Genomic DNA, 20,743 nt, shown 5'->3' with positions numbered 1-20,743 from the left:
CGGCGGCACGAGTGCCGCACTGCCGCCCGCCAGTCGTTCGGACGACGGGCCGGGCCGTCAGCTTCCGGCGTCCGCGCGCTGGCCGTAGCCGGTGGCGGCGTACCCGCCGTTGGCGTTCGACCGGGCGGCGTCCGACGGCGCGGCCGACCCCCGACCCTCGAGGTCGCGCAGCTGCGACTCGAGGTAGGTCTTGAGCCGGGTGCGGTACTCGCGCTCGAAGGTCCGCAGCTCGTCGATCTTCTTCTCCAGCACGCCCTTGTCCCGCGTGATGGTGCCGATGATCTCGGTCTGCTTGCGCTCCGCCTCGCTGACCAGCGAGGACGCCTTGTCGCGCGACTGCCGCTCGAGGGTCTCGGCGCGGGTCCGCGCGTCGTTGAGCATCGTCTCGGCGCGGGCGCGCGCGTCGTTCACCAGGCCGTCGGACTTGGTCCGGGCCTCGCTGAGCAGCTGCTCCGACTTGGCGCGGGCGTCCGACAGCATCGCGTCGGCCTCGTTCTTGGCCTCGGCGGTCAGCCGGTCGGCCATCTCCTGGGCCAGGCCCAGGACCTTGGCGGCCTGGACGTGGTGGTCCCCGCCCCCGGCGTCGCCGTCGCCCATCGGGCCCATGGCGCGCTGCGGCTCGACCGGACGCGGCGGCTGCGGGGGCTCCACGGGCCGGATCTGCTGCGTGGGCGGCGGGCCGGCCTGGACCCCCATCCCACCCTGCTGCGGGCGCGAACGCGCCTCCTCGAGGTCGGCCTCGGCGTTGCCGAGTCGCTGCTCGAGCTGGGAGACCTGCTCGCGCAGGTCCTCGTTCTCCTCGATCAGCCGGGCAAGCTCGGCCTCGACCAGGTCGAGGAACGCGTCGACCTCGTCCTCGTTGTACCCCCGCTTACCGATCGGGGGCTTGCTGAACGCGACGTTGTGAACGTCGGCGGGCGTCAGCGGCATCGGATCACCTCATGCAGTCCTCGGCGGCAAACCGGCTGGCGGGTGACTGGGGCTCACGCCACCGCCGGTCTGGCAATGCTCATCAGTATGAACACCACCAGCAGCAGAACCATAATCGAGAGGTCCAGTCCGACGCCCCCGATCCGGACGACGGGGATCACTCTCCGCAACAACTTCACGGGCGGGTCGGTGACGCTGAACACCATCTCGAGGGCCGCGGCCGGACGCCCGGCGGGCACCCACTCGCGTGCGAACGAGTGCACGAGCTCCACCACGATGCGCGCGACGAGCAGGAGCCAGAAGAAGAACAGGATGTAGTAGATGACGAACTGGAGGGCGATCGGCACGCCCTAATCCTGTCGGAAGAGGCCCCGCTCTGCGAGCCTGCGGGCGTCGTCGGCCGAGACCTCGACGTCGGCGGGCGTCAGGAGGAACACGCGGCTGGTCACCTTGTCGATGGAACCGCGCAGCGCGAACGCCAGACCAGCGGCGAAGTCCACCAGGCGGCGCGCGGCGGCCTCGTCGAGGTCGGTCAGGTTGATGATCACGGGCACGCCGTCGCGGTACCGCTCGCCGATCGTGCGGGCCTCGGTGAAGCTGCTCGGCTGCAGGGTCGTGATGCGCGCCAGGGCGGCCGCGCCGCGGTCCCGCTGCTCGGGCACCGAGGAGGGCGCCGCGACCGGCGCCGGCGGCTCGGGGGCGGCGCGCAGCACGGACTCCTCGCGGTCCACGGCCAGGGCGCCGCGGGTCGCCGGGGACGGGGCCGAAAGGCCGCCGCCGGCTCCGCCGGTCAGCCCACCGGAGGCGCGCACGGGTTCACGCGGAACCCGCGCCGGGCGGGCCGCCTCGCGCGCCGACCGGCGGTTCCAGTCGTCCAGCGGGCGCTCGTCGCGGCCGGCGTCGTACTCGGCGTAGTCGCTCCGGGGGTCCGGCGCGTCGTCGAAACGGTCGTCCGGGTCCGACCAGCGGTCGGCCCGGGCGCGGGGTGCGCGGCGCGGATCGGCGAAGGCCGCCGGCTCGTCGGCGTAGTCCATCTCCTCGGCGGGCACCATGCCGAAGTAGGCCTTGAGCCGGTACATCGCACTCATCCGTGCTCCCAATCCTCGACGCCCCCGATGCCGGTCCGCCCCCGCGGACCGGGCAGTCACCGGGAGGTTAACGTCCGGTCCCCCACAAGGGCCGTTCCGACACGCGCGACCGTCGAACCGTGACGGATCGCCACCTCCAGGTCCCCGCTCATCCCGGCCGACAGCACGGTCGCGCCGGGGTGCGAGGACCGCACCCGCCTACCCGCCGCCTCGATCGCGGCAAACGACTCCTCGACGTCGGCACCCAGGGGGGCGACGCTCATCAGTCCGTCGAGGACGAGCCCGGATGCCCCCGCGACCTGGTCCGCGAGCGCGAGCAGGCCGTCGTCGGGCACGCCGCCGCGGTCCGGGTCACCGTCCACGCTGTACTGGACGAGGACCGGCAGCGGCTCCGTCCGGGCGCCCGCGTCGAGCGCGCGGAGCACCGCCTTGTCGAGCGCGGCGGCCAACCGGGCCGAGTCGACGCTCTCGACCCGTGTCACCCACGGGACCACCAGCTTCGCCTTGTTCCGCTGCAGCCCGCCGACGAAGTGCCACCGCAGGGGCGCGCCGGGCCGCAGGGCACGGAGCTGTTCGACCTTGGCGGCCGCCTCCTGGGCGCGGTTCTCACCGAACGCGACGAGCCCGAGGTCGACCAGGGCCGCGACGTCCGCCGCGGAGATCGTCTTGGTGACCGCGAGCAGCTCCACCTCGTCCGGGTCGCGTCCGGCTGCGGCGCAGGCCTTCGCGATCCGGGCGCGCACCTCCCCGAGGCGCCGCTCGAGCTCGGCGCGCCGTTCCGGGGAGGCCTCCTGGGTCACCCGGCGAACCTTACGGAACGTGTCCGCCGGGACCCGCGAGCCGAAGGGGTGGTGTCGCGAGCGTCACGCAACCGTGATGTCTCCCGAACGTCCCCTGGGTCGGTTCTTGTGATTCCGAACCCGGGTGCCGCGGCCTCAGACGCCCGCGTCGAGCCAGACGACGCCGGCGAGGCGCCCGGTCCGCTGGTCCCGCCGGTGGCTGAACAGGGCCGGGTCCTCGAGCGTGCAGCGCGGGTCCACGCCGACCTTGGTGACGCCGAGCCCGGCGAGCTGGCGGTGGAGCCCGGCGCGCACGTCGACCGACGGCATGCCCCGGCGGGTCTCCGCCGCGCTGCCGGGCAGCGCGGCCTCGACCTCCGCGCGCATCTGCGCGGGCACCTCGTAGCAGAGTCCGCACACTGCCGGGCCGAGCAGCACCTCGATGTCCTCGAGGGCCGCGCCCAGCTCCTGCATGGCGGCCACGGTCGCGGGCACCACCCCCGCGGCCGCCCCGACCCGCCCCGCGTGCGCCGCGCCGACGACGCCGGCCTTCGGGTCCGACAGCAGGACGGGGGTGCAGTCCGCCGCGAGCACCGCGAGCCCGATCCCGGGGACGGCGGTGACCGCGGCGTCGGTCTCCGGGACGTCCGGTGCGCTGCGCCGCGGCGGCTCGGTGACCGTCACGACGCGCGTGCCGTGCACCTGGTTCAGGAACACGGTGCCGCGCAGGCCCAGCTCGCGCGTGAGCCGGTAGCGGTTGGCGTCGACGGCGGCGGGGTCGTCGCCCACCGCCCGGGACAGGTTGAAGCTGTCGAACGGGGCGGCGGACCGGCCCCCCGCCCGGGTGGTCACGACCCTGCGGACCCGCGCGCGCTGCGCCGTCTCACTCACCCCACGACCCTAACCACGCCGCGACCGCCCCCTCACACACCGCGTCGCCCTCCCGCACGCCTGTCGGAGTCGGTGTGCGGGAGGGCGACGCGGTGTGGGTCAGGTGTGAGGCCGCGTCGGAGCGGGTGTGCCGGGCCTCAGCGGTTGCGCCGAGGCCGGCACCCCGTCCGTGGCCGTCGGAGCTCAGCGGCGCATGAAGGGCGGGACGTCGACGTCGTCGTCGACCTCCGTCTCCCGGTTCTCCGCGGCCGCGGGGGCGGCGGAGGACGAGGGGGGCGGGGTCGGCGCCGGGGCCGGGTCGGGCTGGGCGTGGGCGCCCGACGGGGAGGACACCGGGCCCTCACCGACCGGCCCGCCCAGCTCGGTCATGGCCGGGTTCTGCCGGGCCACCTCGGGCTGCCGGGGCGCCGGCGGCGAGTACGGGGCGACGGGCGGGAGCGTCCCGCTCTGGTTCGCACCGGACCCGAACGCCGTCGACGAACCGGCCGAGTAGCCGGTGTGCCCGTTGCCAATGTTCCCCGCCGCGGGCGGCGGGGTCTGCGGCACCGGCGGCGCGGGAGCCGGGGGCGGCGTGGCAGCCGCCGGGGCGGCGGGCTCGGCCGAGCGGAAGGCGGAGGGCTCCAGCTTCTTGTGCGTGGGCGTGCCGCCCTCGAACCCGGCCGCTATCACCGTGATGCGCACCTCGTCGCCGAGGGAGTCGTCGATCACCGTGCCGAAGATGATGTTGGCCTCGGGGTGCGCGGCCTCCTGGACCAGCGACGCGGCCTCGTTGATCTCGAACAGACCGAGGTCGGAGCCGCCCGCGATCGACAGCAGCACGCCCTGGGCGCCGTCCATCGACGCCTCCAGCAGCGGCGAGTTGATCGCCTTGCCGGCGGCCTGCACGGCCCTGCCCTCCCCTCTGGCCGACCCGATGCCCATCAAGGCGGACCCCGCGCCGGACATGACCGACTTGACGTCGGCGAAGTCCAGGTTGATCAGGCCGGGGGTGGTGATCAGGTTCGTGATGCCCTGGACACCGGAGAGCAGCACCTCGTCGGCGGAGCGGAAGGCGTCCATCAGGGAGACGCCGACGTCGCCGAGCTGCAGCAGCCGGTCGTTGGGGATGACGATCAGGGTGTCGCACTCGTTGCGGAGCTGGGTGATCCCGTCCTCCGCCTGGCCGGCGCGCCGCCGCCCCTCGAAGGTGAAGGGGCGGGTGACCACGCCGATGGTGAGCGCGCCGAGCTTGCGGGCGATGGACGCGACGACCGGCGCGCCGCCGGTGCCCGTCCCGCCGCCCTCGCCGGCGGTCACGAAGACCATGTCGGCCCCCTTGAGGACCTCCTCGATCTCCTCGCGGTGGTCCTCGGCGGCCTTCCGGCCGACCTCGGGGTTGGCACCCGCGCCGAGGCCACGGGTCAGCTCGCGCCCGATGTCGAGCTTCACGTCCGCGTCGGACATGAGGAGGGCCTGCGCGTCGGTGTTCACCGCGATGAACTCGACGCCCTTGAGGCCGACCTCGATCATGCGGTTGACGGCGTTCACGCCGCCGCCACCGATGCCGACCACCTTGATCACGGCCAGGTAGTTGTGCGGGGGCGTCATGCGCGGCACCTCTCGGTTGCTCGGGTCCGGGTCAGCTCCGTCCAGCAGGTCTGTCCGGGCCGTTCGCGATCGAACGCTAGGTCCGAGGAGGGGGCACGGTCCAGCAGGCGCGCCGCGCGTCGGCAACACCTCGATGGTGTGGGAGCGACCATCCGTGACCTGCTCGTGACCCAGCGTCCATCCGGCCTGACGGACAGCGACGCACTGGTCCGGACGGAGCAGCGGATGTCTCAGGAACGGCGGGTCAGCGCGTGACGGTCGGGAGCTCCGGGCTCGAGACGTCGTAGACCGAGCCCTCCTGGGTCAGCAGCGGCACCAGCACGGCGATCTTCCGGTCCGCGCGCTCCGTGGAGCCGAACAGCACCTGCCGCTCCCCCAGCCCGAGCCGGACGGTGGGTTCGGTGGCGGCGTTGTCGACGTCGATCGTGGTGACCTGCCCGCGGAGGTCCGGCGGCAGCGCCTCGAGGACGGCGAGGGCCGCCCTGGTCGACGGGTCGTCCGGCCCGACGGCGCCGAAGCCCAGCATGGGCAGCGCGGGCGGCACCTCCGGCGCCTTCTGGTAGGCGACGCCGGTGGCGTCGACCAGCGTGACGCCCTGCGGGGTCCGCGCCAGCGCCACCGCCGTCCGCTCGACGACGGCGATCTCGACGGTGTGCGGCCAGCCTCGGCTGACCTGCACCGAGGCGACCCCGGGCAGCCGGGCGACCCGCCCGGCCACGGCCTTGGTGTCGACCTCGACGAGCGGGCCCCCGGTCTCGACGGCCGCGGCGCCGAGCACCGCGTCCCGGGACACGGTGAGCGTGCCGGTGACCTCGACGGTCTCGACGTCGGCGAGCCCGGAGCGGGCGAGCAGCAGCCACGACCCCACGCCGAGCGCGGACAGCAGCACCAGGACGAGCAGGGTCAGCGCCACCCGCCGCCGTACCCGGAACCGCCGGTCGACGGGCCGGGCCGCCTTCCGGGCCGACTTCGCCGACTTCCGGGCCGACCGGCGTGCCGTCCTCCGCGCCCGCTTCTCCTCCACCCGCCGCTGCTGCGGCAGCAGCCGGCCCCGCTGCGCCGCCCGCTCCTCGCGGATGCGGCGGGCCCGCTCGGCGGCGGCCGGACGCGCGGGCATGCGGTCGACAGCCCGGTCGGCAGCCCGGTCAGTGGCCCGGTCGGCGGACCGCTCGGCCGAGCGGTCCGACGACCGGCGCCCACGCCGGGTGGAGGAGGGCCGGGTCACGTCGCGGCCCGGTCCAGCTCGAGGAGGATCTCGGGGCCGAGCACCGTGACGTCGCCGGCACCCATCGTGAGGACCAGGTCACCGGGGCGGGCCAGGCCGGCGAGCACGCTCGGCACGTCCCCCCACGCCGGGACGAAGTGCACCTGCTCGGCCGGCAGCGGCACGGCGTCGGCGACCAGGGCGCCGCTCACGCCCGGCTCGGGGTCCTCCCGGGCGCCGTAGACGTCGAGCACCACGACCTCGTCGGCGAGCGCGAGGGAGCGCCCGAAGTCCTCGGCGAAGGTCCGCGTGCGCGAGTAGAGGTGCGGCTGGAACGCCACGATGACCCGGCCGCGCTGGCCGGGCCCGCCCACCGGGGGCTGCACCTCGCGGGCCGCGCGCAGGGTGGCGGCGACCTCGGTGGGGTGGTGGGCGTAGTCGTCGTAGACGGCCACTCCGCCGGCGCGGCCCTTGTACTCGAACCGGCGCCGGACGCCGTCGAACACGGCCAGCCCCTCGACCAGGCCCACGACCGGAGCACCCAGCGCGACCCCGGCCAGCAGCGCGCCGAGGGCGTTGAGCGCCATGTGCTCGCCGGGCACGGCCAGCCGCAGCTCCCGCTCCACGCCGGCGTGCCGGGCCCGCACCCGCGAGCCGGAGCCCTCCGGGGTGAAGTCGAGCAGGACGGCGTCCTCGGGGCCGGTGGCGGTGCGCCCGTATCGGCGGACGGGGACCCCGCCGGACTCGGCGAGCACCGCCAACCGCTCGGCGCCCTCGTCGTCGGCACAGGTCACGAGCGTGCCACCGGGCGCGATCCGGCCGAGGAACTCCTCGAACACGGCCCGGTAGGCGGCCTCGTCGCCGTGGTGGTCGAGGTGGTCGGGCTCGACGTTGGTGACGACCGCGACGAGCGGCGCGAACGCCGTGAACGAGCCGTCCGACTCGTCCGCCTCGACCACGAAGACGTCGCCCTCGCCGTGGTGCGCCCCGGCGCCGGTGACCGTGAGGTCCCCGCCGATGGCGAACGACGGGTCCACGCCGCAGTGCTGCAGCGCGACCGTGAGCATCGACGACGTGGAGGTCTTGCCGTGCGTGCCCGCGACGGCGGCGACCCGGTAGCCCTGCGTGAGCGCGGCGAGGGCCTGCGCCCGGTGCACCACGGTGAGGCCGCGTTCGCGGGCCCGCACGAGCTCGGGGTTGGTCTCCCGGATCGCGGTCGACACGACGACCGTGGGCGGCCCGCCGAGCTGGTCCAGGTTCTCCGCCGCGTGCCCGACGGCGATCGACGCCCCCAGCGCCCGCAGCGCGAGGACGGTGCGCGAATCCTTGGCGTCGGACCCCGACACCTCGACGCCGCGGGCCAGCAGGATCCGCGCGATCCCGCTCATGCCGGCCCCGCCGATGCCGATTAGGTGCACCCGGGGTCCCAGCACCGGGACGGAGCTGTGCACGGTCATCTGCCCAGCACCCCGAACACCACCTGGGCCAGCCGCTCGTCGGCGTCGGCGTGGCCGGAGGCGCGGGCCGCGGCGCCCATCGCGGCGAGCCGGCCCGGCTCGCGGAACCACGGCACCAGCTCGGCGAGCACGCGGTCACCGGTCAGCTCCGCGTCGGGCACGAGGACGCCGCCCCCGGCCTGGGCGACCGGCTCGGCGTTGAGGGCCTGCTCGCCGTTGCCGTGCGGCAGCGGCACGTACACCGCGGGCAGCCCGACGGCGGAGACCTCGGCGACCGTCATCGCGCCGGCCCGGCAGAGCACGGCGTCGGCCGCGGCGTAGGCGAGGTGCATGCCGTCGATGTAGGGCAGCGGGACGTACCCGGGCTGCGGCGGGGCGGCCTGCCCGGTCGGGCCGTGCGCGTGCAGCACCCCGATCCCCTCGTGCAGCAGCCCCGGCAGCGCCTGGGCCACCGCGCCGTTCAGCGACCGGGCGCCCTGTGAGCCGCCGAAGACCAGCAGCACCGAGCCGTTCGGGGGCAGCCCGAACCTCCGGCGTGCCTCGGCGCGCAGCCCGGGCCGGTCCAGCGTGGTGACGGCGTGCCGCAGCGGGATGCCGAGTACCTGCGCGTCGGGCAGGCCGCTGCCGGGCACCGCCGCGACGACGGCGGCGGCGAACCGCGCGCCCACCTTGTTGGCCAGCCCCGCGCGCGCGTTGGCCTCGTGCACGACGATCGGGACGCGCCCGCGGGCGCCGAGGTAGGCCGGCAGCGCGACGAACCCGCCGAAGCCCACCACGACGTCCGCCTCGACCTTGGTGAGCACCTCGCGCACCCTGGCGACGGCGCCGCGCACCTTGCCGGGCAGCCGGAGCAGGTCCGTGGTCGGCTTGCGCGGGAGCGGCACGGGGGGGATCAGCTCGAGGGGGTAGCCGCGCGCCGGGATCAGCCGCGTGTCGAGGCCCTTCTCCGTGCCCAGGGCCGTGACCGTCGCGTCGGGCCGCAGCCGCTTGACGGCGTCGGCGAGGGCGAGCGCCGGCTCGATGTGACCGGCGGTGCCGCCGCCGGCGACCACCACCGACGGGCCCGGGCCCATCCGCGGCAGGAACTGGGTGCCGTACTCGCTCATCGTCTCCGCTCGTGGGATCTGCTGTCGTCGGGGATGGTCAGGGCCGAGTCTCCGCTCCGCGCGCTCCGCTCAGCGGCGCACCGAGCGCTGGACCGGCGGCCGCGGCGCGGGTGCCCGGTAGGGCTCCGGCAGCGGGAGCCGCAGGAACGAGGCGATCCGGCCCTGGCCGTCCGACCGCAGCGCCGCCACGGCCTCGGGCTCGTGCCGGGCCGCGTTCGTCAGCATGCCGAACACGAACATGGTCACGACGAGGGAGGTCCCCCCGGAGGAGATGAGCGGCAGCTGGAGCCCGGTGACCGGCAGCAGCCCGACCACGTAGCCGATGTTGATCGCGGCCTGCACCACGAGCCAGGTCGTCGACGCCGCGGTCACCAGCCGCAGCCACGGGTCCGTGCTGCGCTTGGCGATGCGCAGGCCGGTGTAGGCGAGCGTGGCGAACAGCGCGAGGACGGCGAACGCCCCGACCAGGCCGAGCTCCTCGCCGATGATCGCGAAGATGAAGTCGTTGTGCGCGTTGGGCAGGTAGTCCCACTTGGCGCGGCCCTGGCCGAGCCCCACGCCGAACAGCCCGCCGTCGGCCAGCGAGTAGAGGGCCTGGGTGGCCTGGTAGGCGGGGCCGAGCGGGTCGGTGGTGTCCGACGAGAGGAAGGCCGTGATGCGGCTGACCCGGTACCCCGCGGTGAGGCCGAGGATGATCGCGCCGGCGAGCCCGCCGACGGAGATCGCCGCGAGCAGCTTCATCGGGGCGCCGCCGAACCACAGCAGGGCGATCATGACGATGCCGAGCGAGATCGTCATGCCCAGATCCGGCTCGAGGACGAGCAGGGTGAGCAGCAGCAGCGTGACCGGGACCAGCGGGTTGAGCGCGTGCTTCCAGCGGTGCATCACGTTGCGCCGGGCGACGAGCACGTGCGCGCCCCAGAGCGTGAGCGCGACCTTGACGCCCTCGGACGGCTGCAGCGAGAAGGAGCCGATCGCGAACCAGGCGCGGGAGCCGTTGCGCACCACGCCGACGCCGGGGACCAGCACCGCGACCAGCAGGACGACACCGGCGATCAGCAGCCAGGGCGCCAGGGCCCGCATCCGCTGCGGCGGGATCCGCAGCCCGAGGTAGAACAGCACCAGTCCGGCCGCGCAGAAGCCGAGCTGGCGGACGAACACCGCGTACGACGAGCCGCCCGCGGAGTACGACTCCACCGACGACGCCGACAGCACCATCACCAGGCCGAAGATCGTCAGCAGCCCGAAGACGCCGAGGATCAGGTGCAACGAGGTGAGCGGGCGGCGCAGCCAGGCCTGCAGCGCCTTGGCGCCGCGGCCGACGGCGGCGCGCGCAGGCGCCAGGCTGTCCGTGCGCGAGGGCCGCGACGGGCGGCGCGGGCTGCGGGTGGGCGCGCTCATGCGCCCGGCTCCCCGGCCCCGCCCTCCGCTGCGCCGGTCTCCGCCGATTCCCCGAGGGCCGCCACGGCGGCGGCGAACGCCTCGCCGCGCTCGGCGTAGTCCCGGAACTGGTCCATGGAGGCCGCCGCGGGTGCGAGGAGTACGACATCCCCCGGTCGGGCGAGTGCGGCGGCACGGCGGACGGCGGAGGACATGACCTCATCGTCGCCCTGGGTCACCTCGACGGCGGGGATCTGGGGCGCGTGTCGCGCGAGTGCGTCGACGATCTCCGCCCGATCGGTACCGATGATCACGGCCCCGGCCAGCCGGTCGGCGTGCCGCGCGATCAGCCCGTCGACGTGCGCGCCCTTGAGCAGCCCGCCCACGACCCAGACGATGCGCCCCGCGGGCTGGGCGGCCAGGGCGGCGTCGGCGGCGTGCGGGTTGGTGGCCTTGGAGTCGTCGACGTACCGGACGCCGGCCACCGTCCCCACGTGCGCGGAGCGGTGCGGGCCGGGCCGGAACCCGGCCAGCCCCTCCCGCACGGCCCCGGGCCCGACGCCGTGGGCGCGGGCCAGCGCCGCGGCGGCGAGGGCGTCCGTGAGGCCGGGCGGGCCGCCCGGCGTGACGTCCGCGACCGCGGCGAGCACGATCCCGTCACCGAAGGCGCGGTCGACCAGCTGCTCCCCCACGATCCCGAGCTGTCCCGGGCCGGGCCCGGCCAGGGTCACGCCGACCTTCGTCGGGGCCGGGGACTCGCGGAGCAGGCGGGCGGCGATCGTGTCGTCGGCCCCCGCGACCGCGACGGGCCCGGTGAGGGCGCGCGCCTTGGCGGCGGCGTACGCGTCGAGCCCGCCGTGCCAGTCGAGGTGGTCCTCGGCGACGTTGAGCACCAGGCCGGCGGCCGGGACGACCGACGGCGACCAGTGCAGCTGGAAGCTGGAGAGCTCGACGGCCAGCACCGCGTGCCGGGCCGCGACCGCGCTGACCACCGGGTAGCCGATGTTGCCGCAGGCCACGGCGTCGAGCCCGGCGGCACGCAGGATCGCGGCGAGCATGCCGGTGCAGGTGGTCTTGCCGTTGGTGCCGGTGACGACCAGCCAGACCGGCGGGACCGCCCGCTCCTTCCCGAGCCGCCACGCCAGCTCCGGCTCGCCGACGACCTCGATCCCGCGCACCGCCGCCTCGGCGACGAGCGGGTGGTCGGGCCGCCGGCCGGGGCCGGTGACGATCAGCTCGACGCCCTCGGGGAGCCCGGTGACGGCCTCGGCGCCGGTCGGGAGGTCCTCCAGCGCGGCGGCCCGGTCGTCCGACACCAGGGTGCGGGCACCGGCGGCGAGCAGCGCCTCGGCGGCCGCGATCCCGGAGATCCCGGCGCCCGCGACGAGCACGGTCCGGCCGGCGAACTGGCCCGGCATCTCTACAGTCCCGACGAGGCGGAGAGCCACTCGGAGTAGAAGATCCCCAGCCCCAGCGCCGCGCAGATCGCCGCGAGCAGCCAGAACCGGATGATCACCGTGGTCTCGGCCCAGCCGGCCAGCTCGAAGTGGTGGTGGAAGGGGGCCATCCGGAACAGCCGTCGCCGGGTGGTGCGGAAGACGATGATCTGCAGCGAGACCGACAGCGCCTCGACCACGAACACCCCGCCCATGACGACGAGCAGCAGCTCGGTCTTGGTGACCATGGACAGCCCGGCGAGCAGGCCGCCGAGGGCCAGCGACCCCGTGTCGCCCATGAAGATGCGGGCCGGGGCGGCGTTCCACCACAGGAAGCCGATGCAGCCGCCCATCGCGGCGGCGGCGACGATCGCGACGTCGAGCGGGTCGCGCACCTCGTAGCAGCCCGCGGCCGCGGTGACGGAGCAGCTGTTCCGGAACTGCCAGAACCCGATGATCGTGTACGTCGCCAGCACCATCGCGGCGGTGCCGGCGGCCAGGCCGTCGAGCCCGTCGGTGAGGTTCACGGCGTTGGACCAGGCCGCGACGATCAGGTTGCAGAGGATCACGAACCCGACGACGCCGAACCCGAGCACCGCGATGTCCCGGACGAAGGACAGGTACTCCGACGCCGGGGTGAGGTTGCGGGCGTTGGCGAACCGCAGCGCCAGGATGCTGAAGATCGTCGCGGTGAGCACCTGGCCCACGATCTTCGACGTCTTGTTCAGGCCCAGGTTCCGGCGCCGGCGCAGCTTGAGGAAGTCGTCGACGAACCCGACGACGCCCAGCGCGGTGGTGAGGAACAGGACCAGCAGCGCCGACGCCGTCATCGGCTCGCCGGTGAGCAGGTGCGCGACCAGGTAGCCCGCCCAGATGGCGAGCAGGATCGCGACGCCGCCCATGGTGGGCGTGCCCCGCTTGGTCTGGTGGCTCTTCGGGCCGTCGGCGCGGATCTCCTGGCCGAAGCCCTGCCGCGCGAAGAAGCGGATCAGGTAGGGGGTGAGCAGGATGGACAGGGCCAGCGCGACGCCGGCCGCGACGAAGACGCCCCTCACTGTCGGATCAGCTCCTGTTCCAGCAGCGCGGCGGCGAGCCGGTCGAGGCCCGCCGAGCGCGAGGCCTTGACCAGCACGACGTCGCCGGCGCGGACCTGGTCGGCCAGCAGCGCGACCGCGGCGTCCCGGTCGGCCGCCTGTTCGGTCCCGTAGAGGTCCGTGCCCACGGCCACGAACCGGTCCACCCCCAGCTCCCGCACCACGTCCGCGACCTGCGCGTGCGCCGCCGGGGCGGTGTCGCCGAGCTCGGCCATCGGGCCCAGCACGGCCCACGTCCGACGCGTGCCGCCGCCGATCGCGGCCAGGGCGCGCAGCGCGGCGGTCATCGACTCGGGGTTGGCGTTGTAGGCGTCGTTGACGACGGTCACCCCGTCGGCCCGGTCGGTGACCTCCATCCGCCAGCGGGAGGCGGCGCCGGCGGCGGACAGCGCCGCGGCGATCCCCTCCGGCGTGCCGCCCAGCTCCAGCGCGACGGCGGCCGCGGCGAGGGCGTTGCCCACGTGGTGCTCGCCGACCAGCTGCAGCGCGACCGGCGCCTCGCCGGCCGGGGTGACCAGGCGGAAGGCGGCACGCCCGGCCTCGAGCCGGACGTCCGCGGCCTGCACCGCACCGCCCGTCCCGTAGCCGACGACACGGGCCGCGGTCCGGGAGGCCATCGCGGCGACCCGCGGGTCGTCGAGGTTCAGCACCGCGACCCCGCCCCGGCCCGCCGCGGGCAGGGCCTCGACCAGCTCGCCCTTGGCCTGTGCGATCGCCTCCGGCGAGCCGAACTCGCCGACGTGCGCGCTGCCGACGTTGAGCACCACGCCGATCCGCGGCGGCGCGATCCGGCACAGCCGCGCGATGTGCCCCGGCCCGCGGGCCGAGAGCTCCAGCACGAGGTGCCGGGTCGCGGCGTCGGCGCGCAGCGCGGTCCACGGGTGGCCCAGCTCGTTGTTGAACGACCCGGGCGGGGCGACGGTCTCGCCGAGCGGCCGCAGCACGGCCGCGATCAGGTCCTTGGTGGAGGTCTTGCCGGAGCTGCCGGTCACGCCGACGACCTGCAGGTCCGGCAGGTGCGTGACCGAGTGCCGGGCGAGCCTGCCCAGCGCGGTCAGCACGGCGGCCCCGGAGCCGTCCGGGTCGGCGTCGCCGAGGTCCGTGCCGGCGAACGAGTCCTCCGCCGGCGGGGCGATCACGGCCGGGGCGTCGACCTCGCGCCCGGCGAGCACCGCCGAGGCACCGGCCGCCACCGCCGCGGCCGCGAAGTCGTGGCCGTCGGCGCGCTCCCCGGGCAGGGCGAGGAACAGCCCGCCCGGCCCGACCTTCCGGGAGTCGAACTCCGCGCCGGTGACGGGCTCGTCGCCCGTCGCCCGGTGGAGCCTGCCCCCGGTCACGGCGGCGACCTCGGCCAGCCGCATCTCGATCATCGTGCCTTCCTCGATCCCCGGATCATCGCCCGGCGGCGCGGATCGCCGCGGCGAGCTCGTCCACGTCGTCGAACGGGTGCTTGACCCCGTGGACCTCCTGGCCGGTCTCGTGTCCCTTACCCGCAACGACCACCACGTCGCCGGGTTTCGCCACCTCGACGGCGGCGATGATCGCCGCGCGCCGGTCGCCGATCTCGAGGATGTCGCCGCGGGCCGCTTCGGCCTCGGCACCTGCGCGCATGGCGGCCCGGATCTCGGCCGGGTCCTCGGTGCGCGGGTTGTCGTCCGTGACGATCAGCACGTCCGAGCGCGCGGCCGCGGCGGCCCCCATCAGCGGGCGCTTGCCGGTGTCGCGGTCGCCGCCGCAGCCGAGGACCGTGATCACGCGGCCGTCCGGCTGCTGCGCCCGCAGCGCGTCGAGCAGCGCGGCGACCGCGGCGGGCTTGTGGGCGTAGTCGACGACCGCGAGGAACCGCTGACCCGCCTCGACCCGCTGCATCCGGCCCGGGACGGCGAGCTCGGCGAACCGCGGCGCGGCGACCGCGGCGGGCACCCCGGCGAGGTCGAGGACGGCCAGGGCCAGCACGGCGTTGGCGATGTTGAAGGCGCCCGGCAGCTGCAGCCGCAGCGGGATCTCCTGCCCGTCCGGGGCGACGACGACGGCCTGCTGTGCGCCGTCCGGGTCGGTCACGATGTCGCGGGCGGTCCAGTCGGCAGGGTCGGTGGTGGAGACGGTGACGGCGTCGGGCGCCATCCCGGCCAGCCTGCGGCCCCACTCGTCGTCGACGCAGACGACGCCCTGCGCCGCGCGCAGCTCGTCGTCGACGAAGAGGCGCGCCTTGGCGGCGAAGTACTCCTCCATGTCGTGGTGGAAGTCCAGGTGGTCCTGCGAGAGGTTCGTGAAGGCGCCCACCGCGAAGCGGGTGCCGGCCACGCGCCCCAACGCCAGCGCGTGGCTGGAGACCTCCATGGCGACGTCCGTGACCCCGTGCTCGCGCATCACGCCGAACAGCGCCTGCAGGTCGGGCGCCTCGGGCGTGGTGAACGCGCTGGGCAGGCGGTCCTCGCCGATCCGGGTCTGGACGGTGCCGAGCAGGCCCGTCGCGCGGCCCCCGGCCCGCAGCCCGGCCTCGAGGAAGTGCGCCACCGTGGTCTTGCCGCTGGTCCCGGTCACGCCGAGGACGGTGAGGTCCGCGGTCGGGTCCCCGTAGACGGCGGCCGACAGCGCGCCGAGGACGGTGCGGGGGTGCGGGTGCAGCAGCGCCCGCACGGACCCCCGCTCGACGGCCTCGCGCAGCTCCGGGCGGGTCAGCCCGGCCGGGTCGGTGAGGACGGCGGCCGCGCCGGCGGCCAGCGCCGCGCCCGCGAAGTCGGCGCCGTGGGCGCGGGCGCCCGGCAGCGCGGCGAACAGGTCGCCGGGGCGGACGTCGGAGTTGCGGTGGGTCACGCCGGTGACGGCGACCGCGGGCCCCTCTGTGCCGATGGTCGGCTCCGCAAGCGTCGCTTCCGGCGGGTACGGCTCGGCCCCGGTGAGCGCGGCGAGGCGGGCTAGGTCGACGGGGGCGACCCGCGCGGGGCGCGGAGGGAGACCCTGCTGCCCGGCCGTCACGCGCGCGTCCGTCGGGCGGTCCGTGGGAACGGAGCTGGCGGGCGACACGTCGGGGAGGCTACCGAGGGCCGCCGGGCGCCCCTCCTCCGCACCACCCGCCCCGCGCGGGCCGCAGGCGCTCGTCGGGAGCCGTCCGCGCACGCCGGACCGGCCCCCGGTGGAACACCCGGGGGCCGGTCGGACGGCGGTCGGGACACGGCCGAGATCACATCGGGATCAGGGCGCCACCAGGGTCTGCACCGGGGCCGGCTCGCCGACCGGGATGTTCTCCTTCTGTCCCAGGTAGGAGGCGATGTCGTGGAACAGGGGGGCGGCCGAGGTGCCGCCCTTCGGCGCGTCGAGCATGATCGCCACGACGAACCGGGGGTCCTGCGCCGGCATCATGCCCGCGAAGGTGATCCAGTACGTCGACGACGCGTAGCAGCCGCACTTCGGGTCGACCTGCTGGGCCGTGCCGGTCTTGCCGGCGACCTGGTAGCCCGGGACCTGCGCGGCGTACCCGGTGCCCTGCTGCCCCGGCGCCTTCTGCGTGACGGCGGTGAGCATCGTGCGCAGCTGGGCCGCCGTCTCCGGCGACACCACCCGCACGCCCTCCGGCTGCGGGGTCTCGGTCCGCGAGCCGTCCGGCGCGATGGTGGCGCCGACGATCCGCGGCGGGATCCGCACCCCGTCGTTGGCCACGGCCTGGTACATCCCGGCCATCTGCAGCACGGTCATCGACAGGCCCTGCCCGATGGGCAGGTTGCCGAAGGTCGAGCCGGACCACGCCGAGCGCGCCGGCACCGAGCCGCCGCTCTCGCCGGGCAGCCCGACGCCGGTGCGCTGGCCGATCCCGAAGCGCGCCAGCATGTCCGAGAACCGGTCCGGGCCCAGCTTCTCCGCCGTCATGATCGTGCCGACGTTGGAGGACTTCGCCAGCACGCCGGTCAGCGTGTAGTGGTCCAGCCCGTGGTCCCAGGCGTCGTGCACGGTCCGGTCGGCGACCTTGATGCTGCCCGGGACGTCGAGCACGTCGTCCGGCTTGGCGAGGCCGTACTCCAGCGCCCCGGCCATGGTGACGACCTTGTTGACCGACCCCGGCTCGAACGGGCTGGACACCGCGGCGTTGCCGAGCGTCGACGGGTCCGAGGTGGCGAGCTGGCGCGGGTCGAAGGTCGTCCCGTTGGCCATCGCCCGGACCTGCCCGGTCGCCGAGTCCAGGACGACCGCGGAGCCGCCCTTGGCGCCCGTCCTCGCCACGTAGTCCTGCAGCTTCTGCTGCACCACGTACTGCAGGTCGGAGTCGATCGTCAGCTCGACGTCCGAGCCGGGGACCGCCGCCTGCTGGGCGCGGGTGCTGCCGGGGATGACGGTGTCGCTGCCCTCCGCCGTGTCGACGACCTGGAAGCCGTCCGTACCGGCGAGCACGTCGTCGTCGGCGCTCTCCAGGCCGACGCGGCCGACCAGCTTCTGGTTGTCCGCGCTCCACGTCGCGGCGCCGATGATGTTGGCCGCCAGGGTGCCGGACGGGTACTGGCGCGACTCGCGCTTCTCCTCGGCGATCTCCGGGAAGCGCTCCTCGAGGGCACGCGCGACGTCCGGGTCCGCGTTGGTGGTGAGCACGACGTAACCGCGGTCGGCGTTCAGCTGCTCCTGGATCGCGTTGGCGTCGCCGCCCGTGGCCTGGGCGACGGCCTGCGCCATCTCGGTCTTGTACGCGCCCGCCTGCTCCTTCTTCACCGAGCTGATCAGCCGCGGGTTCGTCACGAGCGCGCGGGCCTCGGTGGAGAAGGCCAGCCGGGTGCCGTTGCGGTCGAGGATCGCGCCGCGCTCCGCCGCGATCGTGATCTTGGTGGTGCGCTGCTTCTCCGCGCTCGCGGTGAGGTCGCCGGCGCGCACGGTCTGGATCAGGAGCAGCTGCACGGCCGAGGCCAGCAGCAGCACGACCAGCACGAGCCGGCCGATCCGGAAGCGCCGGTCCGCCAGTCCCAGGCGCGAGGTGGGCCGGCGCGGCGGCCCCGGCGGGCGCCGCGGGCCGGACCGCGGGCGGGAGCCGGGACGGGCGCGCGGGGGCGCGATCGCCATCAGCCCGCTCCGCCGCCGGTCGGGGCCGGGGCCTGGGCGGCCTGGTGGTCCTGCGCCTGCGCGCCCTGCTCCGGCTGCTCCTGCTGCTCCTGGGTCGCGGCCTCGGCGTTGGGGTTGGCGGGTGCGGCCTGCGCGGACTCGCCCTGCGGCGCGTCCTGCTGGGCCCCGGCGTCGACGGCGAGCTGCGACTGCGCGGGCGCCTGGGCCGGCATCGGGTCGGCCGGTGCCTCCGGCGCCGCCGGGGCGGCGGGCTGCCCCGCGGCCGGAGCGGCCGGGGCGGGCTGCGCCGGGGCGGGCGCCGCGGGCCGGGTGGCCGCGGCCGGCTCCCCGACGACCGTGACCGCCCCGTCGGGCCCGACGACCAGCCGGGCCGGGTCCTGCACCGGGACCATGCCCAGCTCGGTGGCCCGCTGGGCCAGCGCCGGCGCCGACTCCATCGACGCCACCTCGCGGTGCAGCCGCTCGCTCTGCTCGGTCAGGTTCCGCGCCGCCGTCCGGGCGTCCTGCAGGGTGTAGGAGTCCGCGGCGGCCGCCGTGGACAGCCACAGCGTGAGCACCAGCCCGGTCACGAGCAGCGCCATGATCAGCAGGACGAACTGCGCGCGGCCGCCGGTGGCGGTCCGCTGCCCGGCGCGCCGGGGTGTCCCGACGAGCCGGCGGGTGCGTTGGTCACGGCGCGCGTACGCGGCCTCGGCCGCCCCGGACCCGCGCCGCTGTGCGGGGACGGTGACGCTCCCCCGCTGGGCGGGGATGCGGCGGCTCGGCGCCTCGGTGCCCGTCCAGCTCACCGACACCGAGGGGCGACGGGTGCGGGTCCGGTCCGCGACCGGGGCACTCACGCCGCACCACCGGTGACGTCCGCCGGGTTGCTGCCGTCGTGTCGGATCATGCTGCGACCTCCCGGATGCGCTCGGCGGCCCGGCACCGCACGGAGGCGGCGCGCGGGTTCTCTTCGATCTCGTCGTCCGTGGCGACCTCGGCCCCACGGGTCAGCAGCCGCAGCTCCGGGCCGTGGCCCGGCAGCTCGACCGGCAGGTCCACCGGGGTCCGGGAGGTCGCGCGGGCGGTGAACTCCCGCTTGACCATCCGGTCCTCCAGCGAGTGGTAGGCGAGCACGACGACCCGCCCGCCCACCGCCAGCGAGTCGAGCGCGGCCGGCAGCGCCGTCCGCAGGGCCTCGAGCTCGCGGTTGACCTCGATCCGCAACGCCTGGAACGTGCGCTTGGCGGGATGCCCCCCGGTCCGCCGCGAGGCGGCGGGCACGGCGGCGTAGAGCAGCTCCACCAGGTCGGCGCTGCGGGTGAACGGTTCCTGCTGCCGGCGTCTCGCCACGGCGGAGGCGATGCGGCCGGCGAACCGCTCCTCCCCGTACTCCCGCAGGATCCGGGTGAGCTCGGGCACCGGGTAGGTGTTGAGGACCTCGGCCGCGGTCGGGCCCGTGGTGGGGTCCATCCGCATGTCGAGGTCGGCGTCGCGGGAGTAGGAGAAGCCCCGCTCGGCGGCGTCGAGCTGCAGCGAGGACACCCCGAGGTCGAACAGGACGCCGTCGACGCGCGGAAGCCCCAGCTCCGCGAGCACCTCGGCGATCCGGTCGTACACGGCGTGCACCAGGTGCGTGCGGCCGGAGTGGGCGGTGAGCCGCCGCCCGGCCAGCTCGAGCGCCTGCGGGTCCCGGTCGAGACCGACCAGGGTCAGCCGCGGGTGCGCCGCCAGCAACGCCGCCGAGTGGCCGCCGAGGCCCAGGGTGGCGTCGACCAGCACCGCCGACCGGTCCCGCAGGGCCGGTTCGAACAGCTCCAGTACGCGCGGCAGCATGACCGGCACGTGGGAGTGCGGACCCGGCTCGTCCTCCGTCGTGGACACCTGGTCACCTCCCGCCGCGCCCCGGCCCCGCGCCCGCACACGGAACCGCCCTGCATGCACAGCGGCCCGGGACCCGCCGGCGTCCCGAGCCGCTGTCGTCCCGCTCCAGCTCCCCAGCCTGGCGGGTGTGTACCGCTCGTGCCACCGTCCCCACCTGGCCGCCGTGCGGGCCGCCCCGCCCCGACGGACCTGGCACCGGGGAAGGTGCGCCAGGGCCGTCGGGCCGGGAAGGCCTTCACGGCGTCCGGGTCGGGACGGCGACGGTGTCGCGTGTTCGAAGTCGGGGACCGCCCCGGGCCCGCGGTGCGGGCTCAGATCAGTCCGGGCAGAACCTCCTCCTGCGCCTTGGCGTAGTCCTCCTCGTGCCGCTCCTGGTACTCCTGCCAGGACTGCGCGTCCCAGATCTCGACGCGCGTGAACGCGCCGATCACCACGCACTCCTTGGTCAGTCCCGCGTACCGGCGCAGCTCCGGGGCGATCGCGATCCGGCCCTGGCCGTCGGGGTTCTGCTCGTCGGTTCCCGCGAAGAGGTTCCGCTGGAAGGCACGGGCCGACTCGCTGGTCAGCGGCGCCGAGGCGACCTTGGTGGCCATCTCCGTGAAGGCCTCGCGGGTGAACACGTAGAGGCAGTGGTCCTGCCCTTTCGTGACCATGCACCCGCCCCGCAGTTCGTCCCGGAACTTCGCCGGCAGCGTGAGCCGCCCCTTGTCGTCCAACCGAGGGGTGTAGGTGCCGAGGAACACCCGCCCCACCTCATCTCGGAGCCCCGTCTCGCTCCAACGGCGGCCACATTACCCCACTTCCCCCCACCGTCAACTCGAACAGACCCCTGACGAGGCCTCCGTTCGGTGTTTCAGCAGGTCGGATGACGTGGGGCCCGGTGGG

The 20,743-nt window shown here is 75.4% G+C and carries 18 protein-coding genes; all 18 read right to left on the bottom strand.

What is annotated here, in order from left to right:
* Positions 1 to 57: 57 nt before the first annotated feature.
* Positions 58 to 930 (bottom strand): DivIVA-like cell division protein Wag31, encoded by an 873-nt coding sequence (wag31, locus tag ACQP04_RS13745; RefSeq protein WP_433507424.1) that lies wholly within the window; start codon positions 928 to 930, stop codon positions 58 to 60.
* A 53-nt stretch (positions 931 to 983) separates the two neighbouring features.
* Positions 984 to 1,277: a YggT family protein gene (locus ACQP04_RS13740; RefSeq protein ID WP_037041316.1), complete on the bottom strand. Its 294-nt coding sequence runs from the start codon at positions 1,275 to 1,277 to the stop codon at positions 984 to 986.
* Between the two features lie 3 nt (positions 1,278 to 1,280).
* Entirely contained in the window at positions 1,281 to 2,018 is a 738-nt protein-coding gene (locus ACQP04_RS13735) for a cell division protein SepF (RefSeq protein WP_433507423.1), read from the bottom strand.
* A gap of 56 nt (positions 2,019 to 2,074) precedes the next feature.
* On the bottom strand, positions 2,075 to 2,818 hold the full coding sequence (locus ACQP04_RS13730) for a YggS family pyridoxal phosphate-dependent enzyme (protein WP_433507422.1): 744 nt from the start codon (positions 2,816 to 2,818) through the stop codon (positions 2,075 to 2,077).
* A gap of 135 nt (positions 2,819 to 2,953) precedes the next feature.
* Entirely contained in the window at positions 2,954 to 3,688 is a 735-nt protein-coding gene (gene pgeF / locus ACQP04_RS13725) for a peptidoglycan editing factor PgeF (RefSeq protein ID WP_433507421.1), read from the bottom strand.
* Positions 3,689 to 3,871: 183 nt separating this feature from the next.
* The gene (ftsZ, locus tag ACQP04_RS13720; RefSeq protein WP_433507420.1) at positions 3,872 to 5,275 is read right to left on the bottom strand and encodes a cell division protein FtsZ; all 1,404 of its coding nucleotides are present in this window, start codon (positions 5,273 to 5,275) and stop codon (positions 3,872 to 3,874) included.
* Between the two features lie 244 nt (positions 5,276 to 5,519).
* Complete coding sequence (locus ACQP04_RS13715; protein WP_433507419.1) at positions 5,520 to 6,392, bottom strand: cell division protein FtsQ/DivIB; 873 nt, start codon at positions 6,390 to 6,392, stop codon at positions 5,520 to 5,522.
* A 104-nt stretch (positions 6,393 to 6,496) separates the two neighbouring features.
* The gene (murC, locus tag ACQP04_RS13710; protein ID WP_433507418.1) at positions 6,497 to 7,936 is read right to left on the bottom strand and encodes a UDP-N-acetylmuramate--L-alanine ligase; all 1,440 of its coding nucleotides are present in this window, start codon (positions 7,934 to 7,936) and stop codon (positions 6,497 to 6,499) included.
* Complete coding sequence (gene murG / locus ACQP04_RS13705) at positions 7,933 to 9,042, bottom strand: undecaprenyldiphospho-muramoylpentapeptide beta-N-acetylglucosaminyltransferase (protein WP_433507417.1); 1,110 nt, start codon at positions 9,040 to 9,042, stop codon at positions 7,933 to 7,935. Before murG ends, murC begins: the two co-directional genes overlap by 4 nt.
* A gap of 69 nt (positions 9,043 to 9,111) precedes the next feature.
* Positions 9,112 to 10,443, bottom strand: coding sequence for a putative lipid II flippase FtsW (gene ftsW / locus ACQP04_RS13700; RefSeq protein ID WP_433507416.1), 1,332 nt, complete (start codon positions 10,441 to 10,443; stop codon positions 9,112 to 9,114).
* Positions 10,440 to 11,840: a UDP-N-acetylmuramoyl-L-alanine--D-glutamate ligase gene (murD, locus tag ACQP04_RS13695; RefSeq protein WP_433507415.1), complete on the bottom strand. Its 1,401-nt coding sequence runs from the start codon at positions 11,838 to 11,840 to the stop codon at positions 10,440 to 10,442. The genes ftsW and murD overlap by 4 nt, the downstream gene beginning before the upstream one ends.
* 2 nt (positions 11,841 to 11,842) lie before the next feature.
* Positions 11,843 to 12,913: a phospho-N-acetylmuramoyl-pentapeptide-transferase gene (mraY, locus tag ACQP04_RS13690; protein ID WP_037041768.1), complete on the bottom strand. Its 1,071-nt coding sequence runs from the start codon at positions 12,911 to 12,913 to the stop codon at positions 11,843 to 11,845.
* On the bottom strand, positions 12,910 to 14,322 hold the full coding sequence (locus ACQP04_RS13685; protein ID WP_433507414.1) for a UDP-N-acetylmuramoyl-tripeptide--D-alanyl-D-alanine ligase: 1,413 nt from the start codon (positions 14,320 to 14,322) through the stop codon (positions 12,910 to 12,912). Before ACQP04_RS13685 ends, mraY begins: the two co-directional genes overlap by 4 nt.
* A 22-nt stretch (positions 14,323 to 14,344) precedes the next feature.
* A complete protein-coding gene (locus ACQP04_RS13680; protein ID WP_433508359.1) occupies positions 14,345 to 15,931 on the bottom strand; it encodes a UDP-N-acetylmuramoyl-L-alanyl-D-glutamate--2,6-diaminopimelate ligase in 1,587 nt (528 codons plus the stop codon).
* Between the two features lie 216 nt (positions 15,932 to 16,147).
* The gene (locus tag ACQP04_RS13675; protein WP_433507413.1) at positions 16,148 to 17,995 is read right to left on the bottom strand and encodes a peptidoglycan D,D-transpeptidase FtsI family protein; all 1,848 of its coding nucleotides are present in this window, start codon (positions 17,993 to 17,995) and stop codon (positions 16,148 to 16,150) included.
* Entirely contained in the window at positions 17,995 to 18,834 is an 840-nt protein-coding gene (locus ACQP04_RS13670) for a hypothetical protein (RefSeq protein ID WP_433507412.1), read from the bottom strand. Before ACQP04_RS13670 ends, ACQP04_RS13675 begins: the two co-directional genes overlap by 1 nt.
* Positions 18,835 to 18,880: 46 nt before the next feature.
* Entirely contained in the window at positions 18,881 to 19,858 is a 978-nt protein-coding gene (rsmH, locus tag ACQP04_RS13665; RefSeq protein ID WP_433507411.1) for a 16S rRNA (cytosine(1402)-N(4))-methyltransferase RsmH, read from the bottom strand.
* A gap of 311 nt (positions 19,859 to 20,169) precedes the next feature.
* Complete coding sequence (gene mraZ / locus ACQP04_RS13660) at positions 20,170 to 20,601, bottom strand: division/cell wall cluster transcriptional repressor MraZ (RefSeq protein WP_037041303.1); 432 nt, start codon at positions 20,599 to 20,601, stop codon at positions 20,170 to 20,172.
* Positions 20,602 to 20,743 lie beyond the last annotated feature (142 nt).

This window comes from Pseudonocardia halophobica (assembly GCF_050948485.1).
GTDB classification, from domain to species: Bacteria; Actinomycetota; Actinomycetes; order Mycobacteriales; family Pseudonocardiaceae; genus Pseudonocardia; species Pseudonocardia halophobica.
This window is presented reverse-complemented; position numbering and strand designations above follow the sequence as displayed.

Coding starts and splice junctions, on each gene's coding strand:
- wag31 (WP_433507424.1), bottom strand. CDS start 930: ATGCCGCTGACGCCCGCCGACGTTCACAACGTCGCGTTCAGCAAGCCC.
- ACQP04_RS13735 (WP_433507423.1), bottom strand. CDS start 2,018: ATGAGTGCGATGTACCGGCTCAAGGCCTACTTCGGCATGGTGCCCGCC.
- ftsZ (WP_433507420.1), bottom strand. CDS start 5,275: ATGACGCCCCCGCACAACTACCTGGCCGTGATCAAGGTGGTCGGCATC.
- ACQP04_RS13715 (WP_433507419.1), bottom strand. CDS start 6,392: ATGCCCGCGCGTCCGGCCGCCGCCGAGCGGGCCCGCCGCATCCGCGAG.
- murC (WP_433507418.1), bottom strand. CDS start 7,936: ATGACCGTGCACAGCTCCGTCCCGGTGCTGGGACCCCGGGTGCACCTA.
- murG (WP_433507417.1), bottom strand. CDS start 9,042: ATGAGCGAGTACGGCACCCAGTTCCTGCCGCGGATGGGCCCGGGCCCG.
- ftsW (WP_433507416.1), bottom strand. CDS start 10,443: ATGAGCGCGCCCACCCGCAGCCCGCGCCGCCCGTCGCGGCCCTCGCGC.
- murD (WP_433507415.1), bottom strand. CDS start 11,840: ATGCCGGGCCAGTTCGCCGGCCGGACCGTGCTCGTCGCGGGCGCCGGG.
- ACQP04_RS13685 (WP_433507414.1), bottom strand. CDS start 14,322: ATGATCGAGATGCGGCTGGCCGAGGTCGCCGCCGTGACCGGGGGCAGG.
- ACQP04_RS13675 (WP_433507413.1), bottom strand. CDS start 17,995: ATGGCGATCGCGCCCCCGCGCGCCCGTCCCGGCTCCCGCCCGCGGTCC.